Genomic DNA, 14,433 nt, shown 5'->3' with positions numbered 1-14,433 from the left:
ATGCTGTGTTGTTACTCCAGTACAGTTTGAGAACTCTAGTCACAAGCTACTTTTAGCTCGGATATCAGCCGCACGTGTAAGGATGGAAAAGATCGTGATGGCAGCGTCCTTCCACTCCCCCACCGGCTTCAGCACGGTAATCCGATTGGCGAGAACATCTTCCGCCCAGTTTTGGATGTAAGTCCCAAGAGCCGAAGGATTCGAGCATTGGGGAAAATAGCGGACACCTAGTTTCTCATGCAAACGAAAAATTGCTATATCACGTGCCAAAACTGGTTTTTTGTATCCTAGAGCTTCTATCAACGGCAAACCAAAGCCCTCGGCGTGAGATCCGATAATGACGCCACTGCAAGCCTCGTAAATTCGTGCAAGCTCGGCATCTTCCACATTATCAAGCCAGATTAGGTTCCGCCCATGCTCAGGATGAAGGCGAATGGCGTTACACAAATCCTCTGTGTGCCAACCGCGGCGTCCAACAATTACAAGTCGATAACCCCCGCGCCCTTTCCACAGTCCGCTAAAACCATCAACGATTTCAGCATGACCCTTCCGTGGTTCTAGAGTGCCGACCATCAGGAAAAAAGGTACAGACGTATCAAATTCGACCGAACGAGTAACAGTGGCAGCAGTTGTTTTCTGACCCAAGGATTCACTAATACTGTAACCCATGGGCACTGTATTCGTTTCAAATCCAGACAATAAATCGAACCGATCTGCTAGTACCCGCTTTAGATCGGCTGCAGTTTGGTCAGAGATACAAAAAAATCCGTCGGCTATTCCTGCGAGAACTTCCAGCCACGCCTTAAAACGTATGACGTTATATGTTGAGAACCATCCCGGCCTTTCCACGGGAAGCAGGTCGTACATTAGAAACCAGAGTTGCCCGCCACCCTTCCTAAATTGAGCAAGCTGCCGTCGGTAGCGGCGAACGGTGTCTAGCGAAAAGTCGAGACCAATAAACACGTCGCCGGGGCGGCTCTGAATCGTCGCGGGTTCAACAATCCGGCCGATATCAGGCCATGAAACTCGGTGGTACGGGCGACGCCGATCGGCTGCAACAAACTGCACGGCCCACTGCGTTGGCGCTTCCTTCGTCAACGCCAGCGCCAACTCCCGCACGACCCGCTGGATCCCGGTGCCTGCATCATTTTTGTAAATCACTGCGACGTCGATAAAAAGGCGAGGTTGCAAATTATCAGTGCCGGACCTATTTGCACTGTAGGTCCTTTTGCGCTGCCGGAGGACGAGGAGTTTGCGAAGCCGTCTGCCTATCAGAAACTGACTAAGGCGGAACGGCAGCGTCTCGAAAAACGGGCTCAACATGCCAATGCTCTAATAGAGTTCTTACTGGGCATCGGAATCAGAATGCGACCTCCTGCATGAACTTGGCGCGAACAAAAGCTTGTGCGGCGCTAGCGCGTGCTTTCGCCGCAGTCGGATTAGACAAAGTCTCCATCACGCACGCGACAAGCTCGTCCGCGCTACGGGGATCAAAGTACAAGCCGTTAGTGTCGACGATTTCCCGGAATACGTCTATGGCTGAGGACAAGACCGGGGCGCCTTGCAGTGCGCCTTCGAGTACCGGAATGCCGAATCCTTCATAAAAGCTCGGAAAAATCAACCCAGTGCTGTTGGCGATAAGCTCGTTTTTCAGGGTGTCCGAAATGAAGCCGGTGAAATGGATATTGCGTGGCATGGCCTCGCCAACATATTTTTTTGCATCCATCCGTCCCACGATAAGGAGGTTTGCGTGGTCTTCCAGTTTGCTAAACGCTTTGATGCAGAGGGCGGCGTTTTTGTACGGTTCGTCCGAGAGCACCGTGACGAAATAGGGCAGTCCTGAATCCCAAACTGCCGTCGGCTGACGGGGATTCAGCCAGGGCAGGGGGTTGAATTTAGATAGACGTCGCAGCCCCCCCCGCGTTGCGTGACGGTGCTTCGGCGCTGCGTTTCCCGTACACGGGGTAACTCGGCCATGTATCGTTTGGCTTCCGGCGTCTCTGTATCGAGTTGGCTGAGCAAGGTTCGCGCTGGCGGGTAGATGATCCGCTCGCTGCGCAAGATCCGGTTCGGAAAGCAATCGTGGAATTGACGCTGCGCCGTTTCAGATATGAAGATGATGTTTCCATCAAGCTCAAGGCTAGAAAACAACTTCTGCGAAAATGAGCGATGGCTCTCTTCGCCAAGAGAGCTATTAGATAGTGGAATAAGATCATATATAGTTACCCAGGTTTTATCTGGATTGTTATTCACGAGAGAAATATAATGAGGGCCGTCAACGATTACTTCGTCAAATTGACTACAATCGACTTGGTATGGTGGAATAAAGTTGTGCGCCCTAGTCAGGGCGCTCGAATACACGCAATTGACAGAAAGAAATCCGTCGAACAGCTGGAGGTATTGCGTAGTCTCCGTGATCAGCTCGCTATCGATCTCTGTCGCTCCGGAGTAGTATGGCTGGCTCTTGCTATTGAAATGTTCTTCAATGAAATCGATCCGAACTTGTTTGCGAAGGCGCTTGGCTTCCGTTTCAACTGGATCTCCTGGAACCAGGCAGAAATCGGTGTCGATATTGCGAAGAATCGTATCAGGATGCTCGACCTGTTGTTGCTTCAGGTATTTGAGGACGCGATAGTGCGCCGCATCGCGCGCGGTGAAATCTAGGTGTTCGTTTAGGTCGAGTGAAAAGGTGAAGGAGCCGGAGTTGAGATAACGAAAGATTTCGTTGTTTTGCCAAGGGTCCATCGCTTTTTCGAATTCAAACGGGCTGTCAAGCCAGGCCTTACGAATCCCATGGCCGTCTGGCCGTTCGACGAGGAGCGTTACGCTTGCGCCAGACGTCTTGAGCCGTTCTATCAGTGCAACACTGAAGTTGAAGATTCCTCGGTGAGGGATCGGGGTTCCCAAGCTGTCGCTGATATATAGGATCCGTCGCTGCGTCATCGTTGATCTCCTGTCGGCAGACGCATCACAAGAAACGCCGCCGTTAATTCCAAAATTACCGTGTGATTGGCGTCGAGGGGCCGAATAAGCGCCCGTCGTGAGCAACGGGAGCGAAGCTAGCGGTCATCGTGCGGTTCAAAAGCTGGCCGCCTGGCTAGGAGCGAGGCGGCAAAACTTTCACACCTGCCCGCAGATGCAGCGCCGCGACGGGCGGAATTTGGCTCCTACTCAACATAGACTTCTCGGCTATTCCAAATGTCGTTGTAGTTGTTATTGAAATCGATTCCCAGCGCACGCGAGTCGCCCCCTTCTGACTTCATCCGGGCAGCGATGATAGTTCCCGATGGCTCAAGGAAAACGAATGTGACGTTTTGCGAGAATGTTCTCGTGATGCAGGCCATATCCCCTATTACATAGTTCTGGGGATTATTGCACTGAGCGAGAACACGTCCAAACAGATCGGGTCCGGTCGGCGAGAGCGGACTTCGCCCATAGAACTTGGTTTGGGCATGTTCTACAATTTTCTTAATGAGGAACTCCATTTCGGCGGAGTTCTTCTTGGCCGCGATAATCCCGTTGTTCACCGACCACGGTGCGCCAAGGCCGCCATTCGTATCGCTGAACGCCGCGAGGGTCTTGTCTCCACCGAGTGGGATAGGCCGCAGGAAACGGTTACTAAGGTCCGAATAGACGCCCCCGAAAGTATGGAGCAGGCAATAGCGTCCGAGATCAGCCTTGTACGCGTAAGGGCGCAGCGTATCGAAAGTCCGCAAGACTTCATTATCGTAGTGCTTGCGAATGAAATCGCGTAGCGCCTCCCCCGAGTAAATCGTGTGACGGTAGCCCGGATACGCATCTTTCAGTGATTGAACATTGCGGATGATCATCTCCGAAAACGAACTTGGCAGCTGCATGCCGTCCTGAATGCAGATATGAAATAGGTTCGCATCGTTTGATACGGCATCGCCGCGCGCTTCGCGGCCGAAAGCTGCGTCCATTGGGGCGGCGTGCGTCTCGTCGACCAACGGTTTGACCAACGGCTTTAGAAAGGTGCGAGCCTCAGAAGGCTCCTTCGCTTTCGGCAGCTCGGTTCCGATCGGGAGGAAGCCAAGAGCGAACCGGCCTGCGCCCGAATGAGAAGCCGCGATACGGTCGTACAATTCGCCAGCGATCACTTGAGTAAAGCCGCTTTGCAGAAGATAGGCGAGCGCCGCATTTCTGTCGCCGCGCTTGACTCCTGGAAATGGTTCGTTCGCGCCATCGAAAGGCAGAAAAAGGATGGGCACGCCAATTAGACTTAGGTGCTCGATGAACCCGACTTGCGGATCGGTCGCAGATGAGCCGCTCGCCAGCGATAGATAAACGTCGCCGCTGCACGCCGTCACGACCTCGTCGAACGCTACGCCTTCAGGGCATCCCAGCAACCGCAATGTGAACTGCCTGGCGAACATGTAGTTCCCGGCATTGTCGGCGTAGACCGGCTCCACATTGAAACCCTGCGGCGGATTCAGCAACAGGTGAACCAGGCTTTCTCGCTTTGAGCGGCTCCGATCACCCGCGTCTTGCGATTTGACGCTCGAAACATCGACAAACAACAGCCTTCGTCGCGGCTGGAGGGGGTTGTTTTGGGCGAGCGCGCTGATGAACTCCGACGAGAGTGCGTCGCCGTTTTTGTCGACCGTTGTGGCGAACCCTAAAAAGTCACGTTCAGCGCGCGCATAAGCGCTCTCTATGGCGTTGAAATACAGATCGGCACATCGCCGCGAATTCTGGGTGGAGGTGATCAATTTGCGCGAATATGCGCCGATCTCTTTCCGTCGGGCGGGGACATCAGCAAGCGTTTCGAGAGCCTCCACCAATTCGTCCTCGCCGAACTTGTCGGGCAGCATCCATACCGCCTTGGGATCAAGCTCCGCAGCGAATCCGTGCGCATTCACAATGGTAGGCAAGCCCCTGCCCAAGCAGTCATAGATCGAGGCTGATGTCTCGCCGCGCGAATTCTCGCGCAGTTGCACTGCCACGTCGGCCGCGCTGAGCCATAGGCGATACTCACCCTCGTCCACCCACCCAGTGATCTTAATGCGCCTCGCTCTCGAAGTTTTGGCGAGAAACTCTTTCGTTCGATCACCATAATCGCCGGGAGCGTCGCCGACTAAAACACAATGCGCGTCGGCGCGGTCCGCCAAGCCGGACGCTACCCAGGCGTCGATCAACCGCGCGACGAGCTTGGCTTCGGTCACGTATCCGAACGAGCAAACGACGAATGCATCTGCCGACAGGCCGAGTTGCTTCCGCGCTTCGGCGCGCCTTGCGCTTTGCTCCACGCCGATCCTGTGGAGGAACGGCACAATGGTGAATTTTTGACGGCAGGCCTCGCCGTACCACTCTTCGGCGAGTTGGCAACTAAACTGGCTATGAACGATGACGCCAAGCGAATCCTGGATGACCGCTAGAGAGGCGGGATAATCGTCGTAATTGAACTTCTTCTTCGTCTGCCCGAACATTTCGGCTACGGCTTGATAGCCACGTTCCGCCAAGAGTGCGCGCGCCATAGCCGCGAAGCGCAAGTTGTGCACTTCGCTCCACATCTGAATGGCGGAGAGATAAAAGTCATGCAGAACAACCACGCCCGGGATCTCCGATAGGAGATCGAACATGTGGGCGTGCGATACGGAGTTGCCGAAATGATAGAGGACGCGATCGAATCTGTCCGCGGAGGCGCGAAATTCATCGATGGAAAGAATGCCGCACGTTGCCCTGATGTAGACGTCAGACATTTCGTTCGGATTTATGACGCAAACATCGATCTCATAGCAGCGAGTAAGCTCCATCAGGAGGGATGCGCTGTAATCGGCAATACCGCTTCGCTCCGGGGGCAATGGCGATACAAACGCCAAACGCTTCCTTCTCTCTGGGGCCAGAACGAGAGGTTGGGCTTGTTCGAGCGCCTCCCAGGCTCGCCCTGCCGTGGCGTCCCAACTGAAATTCTGGCTGTGTCGCAAGCCGTGCTCAGCAAGTGAGCGGCGAAAGGGATCGTCCGTCAAACCGCGTTCAAGTTTGGCCGCCATTTCAGAGAGATCGAAAGGATCGAATAACGCGTCGTCGCGACCGACGGCCTCCGGCAGGCTTGTGAGGTTGGCCGCGATGACCGGCTTGCCGCACTGCATCGCCTCGAGCACCGGAAGGCCGAAGCCTTCGTGCCAGCTTGGAAAGACGAACAGATGGCATGCGTTGTAGAGCAAGTGCAGGTCCGCGTCTGACACATAGCCGGTCAAGACCACTTGCTGCTTTTCAAGGCCCAAGCTGTCGGCTAGGGCCGCCAGTCTGTGCCGCCAGTCGTCATTGACATGACAGACAATCGCCAGCTGGTGAGCCGCCCGAACCGCGGGCGGCAGCATGGCATAGCTCTTGATGAGGCCCTCGATGTTCTTGCGATGGTCGATCCCGCCCGTATACATGGCGAAAGGCCGGGTCAGATTGTATACCTCCGCCAATCTGTCCATATCTCGACTGGTTGGACGCTTAGGCGTGAAAGAGGAATCCACCGCTGCTGAAATATTGACGACGTCCGCAGAATCGAAGCCGAGGTGCTCGATCGCCTCGGTACGCGTGGAGGTTGAGATGGAGAGCAGCAGATCGGCGCGTTTCAGGCTGTCAATTTTCGAGTAATACCAAGACTTCGTTTGCCGTTCGGCGAGATAATGATCGGCGTGTATCCAGGGGATGAGGTCGTAGAGAACCACTGCGGTGCGCAACCGCCGCCACGAGCCTACGCTCGTCACGGCATTGCCGCTCTGCCCCTCGAAATGCGAAACGACGACCACCCAATCAGGATTGAGCGCGGCCAGAAAAGCCTCGCGAAGCAATTCTGCTTCATATCCTTGTTTCGAATTGACTGGGTCGGTGCATTCGACCGGCATCGGCGCGTTCCACACCAGAATATGATCTTGCGGCAACAAGCCTTCAAATGCTTCCCGAATTGCACCGATCGATTCGGGGAGACCGCCATTGAGCACGACGTACACTTCATGCGCGCCGCGCAACCGGGCCAGCCCCAGGGCAATATTCAGCGAATACTTGCCAATGCCGCGCTGCCGATTTTCACCCTGCGCTCCTTGAAGGTCGATAGCGATACGCATCAGCCGTCTCTCCCCGGGCGAGAGACCGACCGCCTTTGTGCCTGAATGACATTGACAGTTCGCGAGTTGTTCTGTGCAGGTTTGCCCACCTCGTGATTGAGGTCCAAGCGATGAGTCATTCCCTGCAATATCTCGCTTTTCACCTGGCTGAGCATCGACAAAAACATGCTTTCTAGTCTGAACTCCAGCACATTTAATTCTTTTCTTTTCGCGCTACTTCTTCCGCTGCGAAAAATTCGATCCGTAAGTCGCCTCTTGTTCCGATCTTCACATAGTTGAGCAAGTTCGCGCGACAGCACATCCGATTTGGCGGACGCGACGCCTGGCTTGTTCTCGCCGGTCAACCGTCGCGCTTCGTCTGAATTCATTAAGCTTATCAGGATAGAATCTTTCCCAAAACCTTGGGAAAGAGCCTCCATGTAATTACGCAAGCCGGTCTCATCCGCCTCGCGACCAAGCACGAGCTTGTAAGCCGCCCGAAGAAAAAGCGAACTAGGCAGTGACAATAGTTCGGGAAGGGTTTCTACATGCGGGATTTCGGCTGAATTACTAATCTCTTTTCTCCGTTATAAAAACTGTTGAGATTAACCTTGTTTTGATAAACGCGCTACAATGGCAGATCGAGCTCGCCTCATGACACTTGAAACAACTGCCCCGCTCACCGCGGTATCCGGCAAGTGACCAGCACTGGCCGATGCCGAAAAGCACGGCGGTTCAGAAAACCTAAACCCAGGTTGCCCTTCTCGTCCGCCTGAATCGGAGGATCTTGGCAAAGACAACAGACAATCCGAGCTGCTTGTCTTCAGCCGATGTTCGCAATACCTCGCGGGCGATCGGCCCCCTTGAAGGAAGCGTTGAGCACGCGCCCAGCAGGATCGGAATAGGACGCTTCATGAATTCCTGTTGACGAAAATTGTGGCAAACCATGCTCGATGCTTAGAAGAGCGTAGCGGCGAAGGCAATTCGCGCCAGCTCGCAGGGCAAATAATGTTCGGACAGTTTGAGCACTCGACTTGTGCGGGCGTGGCCTCCCTCGATACGGCGCAAATTAAGGCATTGGCTGATTGAGGCCAGCTTGACCTAGGTGCGATGATTTCGATCTTGGCAGCACGAATTTGCGCAACTTCCAGAATGAGTCTTGTCAAGGCACGCTCGCCGGTCCAACCGGGAGCGGAGATAATAGTCTTGCACTGGCAAGGGCTTTGAGGAGAATGCGATGTATGGTGTGGCATCATCACGACATCGCGATGCCCGAATTCGCATCGGCGTCAACCGACTTGGGGACTGCTTTGCAGCTTGCATCACTCTCCGATGCGGGAAGGCGGGCGCTGCAGAAGCCTTAGATGCCCGGCGATGCCGGATCGCGGGAGCGTCCATCATTTGCGTTCAGACGGTGCGTATGAGGGGGACAAAAATCCACCTTGCGCAAGAGTGCGCCAGCAGCGCGGTTGCGGAGTGATCAAAGTATGAGTTTTACCAGCTATGCTCAAAATTTCGAGGATGTTCGGCTGTGGCGCGCGTTCTTTGATGTTGAGCGCGGGCGGTACCTCGATATTGGATCCCAGGATCCTGTGCTGGACTCGGTCAGTTTGGCTTTTTACCAACTCGGTTGGCGCGGCGTTCACGTCGATGCCTCTCCGACCTATACTGAGGCGATGCGGAAAGCCCGTCCGGATGAAACGGTGATCGCGGCAGCTGTCAGTACGACGTCAGGATCGCTTCACTTCTGGAGCATTGAGGATACCGGGCTTTCGACAGGGTGCGCGGATATTGCCGAACGCCATGCTCAAGCGGGATGGCCCTGCCACGAGATCATAGTCCCAACAATCACCCTCGCCGATATCTTCGAACAGATGGGCACTGACCCAGTGCACTGGATGAAGATCGATGTTGAAGGCATGGAGTCGGATGTGCTCGCCAGCTGGGGGGCGCACCCCGCCCGACCTGAAGTTCTGGTGATAGAAGCGACGGCGCCATTAACACAGGATCGTACAGATTCTAAGTGGCACGATCTGGTTACGAGTCGTGGCTATCGCGATGTGCTGTTTGACGGCCTGAGCCGCTATTTCGTTCATGAATCGTGCGCGAGGCGGGCCGAGCACCTAGCGTTAGGTCCCAATATTTTCGACGATATTAACGTTACTTCGTCTCATTTCACGGCCCGTGCGCTAGTGGCCGAAAACGTCGCTACACTTGACAGCGCCGAACGTGAGGTTGCCACCTTGCGGCAGCAAGCGCATGCGCTTGCCGAGACTCGCGATCAGGCCGAGTTGGAAGCTGCTGCATTCAAGGGCCAGATCGAGACTTTGAGGCAGGAAGCGCATGCGCTTGCCGAAACTCGCGATCAGGCCAAGTTGGAAGCTGCTACATTCAAGGGCCAGATCGAATCTGACGCTGCTGTGCATGCGGCATGGGTCGCTGATCTCAAAGCAACACACAGCGATACCCTTCAAAAAGTCGCGTCAGCCCTGGAAGCACGGGTAACGGCTGGGGAAAATGCGTTATCCGACGTTCGACGGGTTCTTGTGGCGAAGGAAGAGAAGCTAGCAGCGACATTGCTCGAGCTTGGCCTACTGCAAAAACGCATTGAAGCCCAGCATCACGCTCATGAGCAGGCAATCCTGCACAACGGATGGCTACAAGCTGAAGTCGATAGGTCGAAAAATCATAGCGATTGGCGCGAAGCCCAACTTCGGCGAGCGGTGGAGTTGCTAACTTCCTTCCCGAAAGCAATCCGCGGTTGGCCGGGAAGGCTGGGTTTGAGGCTCGCGAAGCTGACTGGCCGATCAGTCGATGAGCACCTCATTGCCCACGCAAAGGCGGTGGACGAATGGAGGGCAAGCTTGCTCTTTGATCAAGGCGGGGAGGGAGTTATCGCGGTGCAGGAGGCAATGCGAGCAGTTAACGTTACGGATTTGCTGGCCCGTGATGATGCTGAATTCATAGGCTCTGCCTACAAGACAATTCTTGAAAGGGAACCGGACGCCGAAGGTGCCCGGCACTATCTGTCGCGCCTGCACTCAGGCTGGCCCAAACTTTCTGTCCTGATGGAATTGCGCAATTCGGAAGAAGGTAGCCAAGTGGCTGCGCTGTTGCCCGGTCTTGATACAGCAATCTTGCGCTATCGCCTGGCAAAGTTGCCGGTGCTCGGCCCAATCTATCGTCTCTTGACCGATGCGACAGGAAGCAACGCCCGCGAACGGCAGATTTGCGCTATCGCCAACGTTGTAAGCTCGGTCCCGACGGAGATCGCTGATCTCAATAACCGGTTTGCGGAATTGAGCGCGCAGGTAGCCGCGCTAGTCGAAGAAATCCGCGCCCAGCGCACTGAAAGTGGCCGACGGCATTATCGCGTAGAATGTGATGCCAATTAATGGTTTGATATCTCAGTATAAGTTGATCGATCACTACTTTGGCACACTAGGCGGGATGGAATTCTCCAACCTTGACTTGCTGTCCGTCCTGGGGTGAATAGTATCGAAGCGTCGCGAATGCGCGCGAACACGAGAGACTTCTTATTTGTTAGACGGTTCGAAGCCATATTGAGTGGCTCTCGAAAGTGGGACTGGAACATTGAATGTCTGAGACTGATTCTAATGCCTTGGTTGCTCAAATTCTTTCGTCGTACTTATCCAACAACACAGTAGCGGCAGACGCCCTCCCCGCAGTCATTGAATCGGTCAAGCGGGCTTTCTGCGGCCCTGAGCAGACACCGCCGATGAGAACGGATACCGCGCTCTCGGACAATGTCTCGTCAGGTTCTGTCGCGATTCCGCCTGAAGATTATGCCATGCTACGACAAACTGTGAAATATTTTGGATATCAATTGGCCATCCAGCTTGCCGCAGATCTGCCTATACGCAATGGGCTCGAGCCCGCTCACATTGGATTGAATTGGAAGCCTTCAACCCAAGAGGATCTTGAAAGCGATTGGGTGGCATATTGGCTGGGCGAACTCAAGCTTCCAGTTATCTTTCACAGGAAGCTGTGGGAGTATGCCTATGTTCTACAAGCGGTCTATGAGCACGGATTACTTAGGCCTGGAGCTAGGGCGCTCGGATTTGGTTGCGGAGAAGAGCCTATAGCCAGTTATCTCGCTTCGCAGGGCATCGACACCCTAGTGACTGACCTCGAGACAGAAATCGCCAAATCTGCCGGATGGCTCGATAGCAACGAGCATAGCTCTACGCTTGAGTCTTCATTCAAGAAAGATTTGGTTGACCGCCCCATTTTTGATAAACATGTCAAACATCGCTTTGTTAATATGAATTCAATACCATCGGATCTTGTTGAATATGACTTTTGCTGGTCCATATGTTCGATGGAGCATCTTGGGTCAACTCGTCACGGGCTAGATTTTGTCATTAATACGATGAAGACATTGCGACCCGGAGGCATTTCTGTACACACGACGGAATTCAATTTCAACAATGATGAACAGACGATTGATAACAATCCTCAATGCGTTCTCTTCCAAAAAAAGCATTTTTCGCAATTGGCAGACGAGTTAACAGATAGAGGATACGAGGTGTTTCCTCTTGATTTCTTTGTCGGAAACAAGCCTTTAGACAGCTTCATCGATATTCCTCCTTATGGTTCTCACTGGCCGGAAGGGCAAAGTGCGGAGCAATCAATTGTCACAGCACATATTAAGTCGGCAGTTGCGGGCTATGCCAGCACTTGCTTCGGCATCATTGCAAAGGTGCCGCAGACGGTTTAATTCTTCGCCCGGCTGGCTGTGACTGTACAGAACTGCTCGTCAATGCCATTTTCGGCAAAGCTGTTAGGCCGCGCGCCGAGCCTTTTTTAAGTGAGATTTGCAGTCGTTGAGCCGCATTCCCACAGTGCTTGGCTATGTTTTGCCGAGAAGAATTTGGACGTCGCCTCAGCACGAGGCAATTGGAACCGCATTAGTCGTTAGAGTTGCATCTGGCGGGTAGATCGACGACACAGCTCGCGCTGTTTGGCCTGATTCCGGCTTTTTGTGCCACATGAGGGAAAGTATGAAGACTGCGATAGTAACGGGAATCTCCGGGCAGGACGGAGCGTATTTGGCTGAACTGCTTCTGGGCAAGGGATACAAGGTTTACGGTACATATCGCAGGACGAGTTCGGTAAACTTCTGGCGGATCGAAGAGGTTGGCATTGCTAATCACCCCAATCTAACGCTGGTCGAATATGATCTCACTGACCTGTCGTCCAGTATTCGACTTCTGCAGACCGCTGGCGCCACGGAAGTCTACAACCTTGCCGCGCAGAGCTTTGTCGGGGTGTCCTTCGACCAACCCGTCACGACGGCCGAGATTACGGGCATCGGGCCGCTCAACCTCCTCGAGGCGATCCGGATCGTCGATCCCAAGATCCGGTTTTATCAGGCGAGCACGTCGGAAATGTTCGGCAAGGTCCAAGCTGTTCCCCAGGTCGAGGACACGCCTTTTTATCCGCGTAGCCCTTATGGCGTCGCCAAGCTCTACGCCCACTGGATCACGGTTAACTATCGGGAGAGCTATGATATTTTCGGTTGTAGCGGCATCCTGTTCAACCATGAGAGTCCGCTGCGCGGTCGAGAGTTCGTGACGCGCAAGATCACCGACAGCGTCGCGAAGGTGAAGCTGGGCAAGCTGGACTGCTTGGAACTGGGCAATCTTGATCCCAAGCGCGACTGGGGCTTTGCGAAGGAATATGTTGAGGGCATGTGGCGAATGCTGCAGGCAGACGAGCCTGACACCTATGTGCTGGCGACCAACCGCACCGAAACCGTCCGCGATTTCGTGCAGATGGCTTTCAAGGCGGCTGACATCGCCGTCGAGTTTTCCGGCAAGGAGGACCAAGAAGTCGCGATCGATACCGCCACCGGCAAGACTGTGATGCGTGTCAATCCCCGCTTCTATCGTCCTGCGGAAGTCGATCTGCTCATAGGCAATCCTGAAAAGGCGACCAAGAAGCTGGGCTGGAAACCGGAAACCACACTGGAAAAGCTTTGCAAGATGATGGTCGATGCCGACTTGGTGCGGAACAGTGTAAACGCATCCTTCTGATCCCCCTATGGGAGCAAGGAACCTGACACCCGACGGCGAGTGCCGCCGCCAGGATGTCGCATCATCATTTATGGTGAGATGGCCATGAGCAGAATATTAGTTACCGGGGTAGACGGCTTTACAGGGCGCCATCTGACGGCATTGCTGGCGGAGCAGGGGCATGAAGTCGTCGGTATCTCGCACAGTGCCATCACGGTTCCGGTAGGGGGGCTGACTGCATCTCACACATGCGATCTGACCGATGCTCAGGCCCTAAAGAACATTGTCGCCATGGTGCGACCCGAGAAGGTGGTGCATCTTGCTGCCATCGCGTTCGTATCCCATGGCATCGTCGAGGACATATACCGCATCAACATCGTGGGTACGCGCAATCTGCTGGAAGCGATCAGCGCCGCCGGCGGCGCTGAAGCAGTGCTTCTCGCCAGCAGCGCCAACATTTACGGTAATCGCGTTAGCGGAGCGATAAATGAAGCTGCAATTCCTGACCCCGTCAATGATTATGCGGTCAGCAAGCTGGCGATGGAGTTTGTGGCCCGCCTTTATCAGGATCGGTTACCGATCATAATCGCGCGGCCATTCAACTATACCGGGGCCGGCCAGGCGACCAATTTTGTGATACCCAAGATCGTCGATCATGTCCGCCGCAAGGTCGTGACGATTGAATTGGGTAATCTGGACGTAGCGCGCGACTTTTCAGACGTACGTGATGTCGTGTTGGCCTATTCAGCCTTGCTGGCTGAACCCGAAGCCATTGGTCAGATTATCAACATCTGCTCGGGCCAGCCCCATTCCCTGCTGGAAGTGATCTCGATGATAAAAAGCATCTCAGGTCTTGATTTCGAAGTTACGGTCAATCCTACCTTTGTTCGCCAGAATGAAGTCAAGATGCTTTGGGGCGACCGGAGCAAGATCGAGCACATGACCGGACAGCGGCCGGCTTACACCTTTTATGATACGTTGGAATGGATGCTAGGCTCAGGACCCCTTGATCGATAGGCTGCGTAATGATTCGGCTGCGCGAGGAGATTGAGTATGAACGCCTGAATTGGCTACGGGCGAACAAATGGCGCGTATGGGACTGTATTTCCCCAAGAGCCAAGGTAAGTGCGGGTCGATGATCGGCCGATCCTGAATTGGATCATCTTCGTAAATCGGAACGGTCTGCGTTGGTGGGATGCGCTGGGCAAAATGGGCCACACAATATACTGTATACTGCTGGAAAAGCTGGAGTGAGAACCTGCTGCGCCGCCACGGGGTGATGATCAACCGCAAGAAACCCAGCGGCTTGCAGCCAGGAAGCCCTGACGGTACGG

9 protein-coding genes and 1 pseudogene are annotated in these 14,433 nt (G+C 54.4%); 5 read left to right on the top strand and 5 right to left on the bottom strand.

Annotated features, from left to right (window positions below):
- Nucleotides 1–39 precede the first annotated feature (39 nt).
- From C1T17_RS01125 to C1T17_RS01105, 5 genes are all read right to left on the bottom strand, one after another.
- Nucleotides 40–1,323 (bottom strand): glycosyltransferase, encoded by a 1,284-nt coding sequence (locus C1T17_RS01125; protein WP_104951823.1) that lies wholly within the window; start codon nt 1,321–1,323, stop codon nt 40–42.
- 37 nt (nt 1,324–1,360) lie between these two features.
- Nucleotides 1,361–1,837 carry a glycosyltransferase gene (locus tag C1T17_RS21130; protein WP_223262889.1) on the bottom strand — a complete coding sequence of 159 codons (477 nt, stop codon included), beginning with the start codon at nt 1,835–1,837 and terminating at the stop codon, nt 1,361–1,363.
- A 35-nt stretch (nt 1,838–1,872) separates the two neighbouring features.
- Nucleotides 1,873–2,943 (bottom strand): hypothetical protein, encoded by a 1,071-nt coding sequence (locus C1T17_RS21125; protein WP_189338445.1) that lies wholly within the window; start codon nt 2,941–2,943, stop codon nt 1,873–1,875.
- 224 nt (nt 2,944–3,167) lie between these two features.
- Entirely contained in the window at nt 3,168–7,082 is a 3,915-nt protein-coding gene (locus C1T17_RS01110; RefSeq protein WP_104951820.1) for a glycosyltransferase, read from the bottom strand.
- Complete coding sequence (locus C1T17_RS01105) at nt 7,082–7,588, bottom strand: DUF4214 domain-containing protein (protein ID WP_189338444.1); 507 nt, start codon at nt 7,586–7,588, stop codon at nt 7,082–7,084. Before C1T17_RS01105 ends, C1T17_RS01110 begins: the two co-directional genes overlap by 1 nt.
- 960 nt (nt 7,589–8,548) lie before the next feature.
- On the opposite strand from C1T17_RS01105, the gene C1T17_RS01100 reads away from it, so the two are divergent.
- The 5 genes and pseudogenes from C1T17_RS01100 to C1T17_RS01080 form a co-directional block, all read left to right on the top strand.
- Nucleotides 8,549–10,456 (top strand): FkbM family methyltransferase, encoded by a 1,908-nt coding sequence (locus C1T17_RS01100; RefSeq protein WP_104951818.1) that lies wholly within the window; start codon nt 8,549–8,551, stop codon nt 10,454–10,456.
- Nucleotides 10,457–10,659: 203 nt separating this feature from the next.
- Nucleotides 10,660–11,802 carry a hypothetical protein gene (locus C1T17_RS01095; protein ID WP_145958928.1) on the top strand — a complete coding sequence of 381 codons (1,143 nt, stop codon included), beginning with the start codon at nt 10,660–10,662 and terminating at the stop codon, nt 11,800–11,802.
- A gap of 283 nt (nt 11,803–12,085) precedes the next feature.
- Nucleotides 12,086–13,120: a GDP-mannose 4,6-dehydratase gene (gene gmd, locus C1T17_RS01090; protein WP_104951816.1), complete on the top strand. Its 1,035-nt coding sequence runs from the start codon at nt 12,086–12,088 to the stop codon at nt 13,118–13,120.
- 84 nt (nt 13,121–13,204) lie between these two features.
- Nucleotides 13,205–14,116: a GDP-mannose 4,6-dehydratase gene (locus C1T17_RS01085; protein WP_223262731.1), complete on the top strand. Its 912-nt coding sequence runs from the start codon at nt 13,205–13,207 to the stop codon at nt 14,114–14,116.
- Nucleotides 14,117–14,183: 67 nt separating this feature from the next.
- Nucleotides 14,184–14,354 (top strand): annotated as a pseudogene (locus C1T17_RS01080) (IS5/IS1182 family transposase); the annotation flags it as partial.
- Nucleotides 14,355–14,433: the final 79 nt, after the last annotated feature.

This window comes from Sphingobium sp. SCG-1 (assembly GCF_002953135.1).
GTDB lineage: Bacteria > Pseudomonadota > Alphaproteobacteria > Sphingomonadales > Sphingomonadaceae > Sphingobium.
Note: the sequence above shows the minus strand (reverse complement) of the source record. Positions and strands in the feature narration are given on the sequence as shown.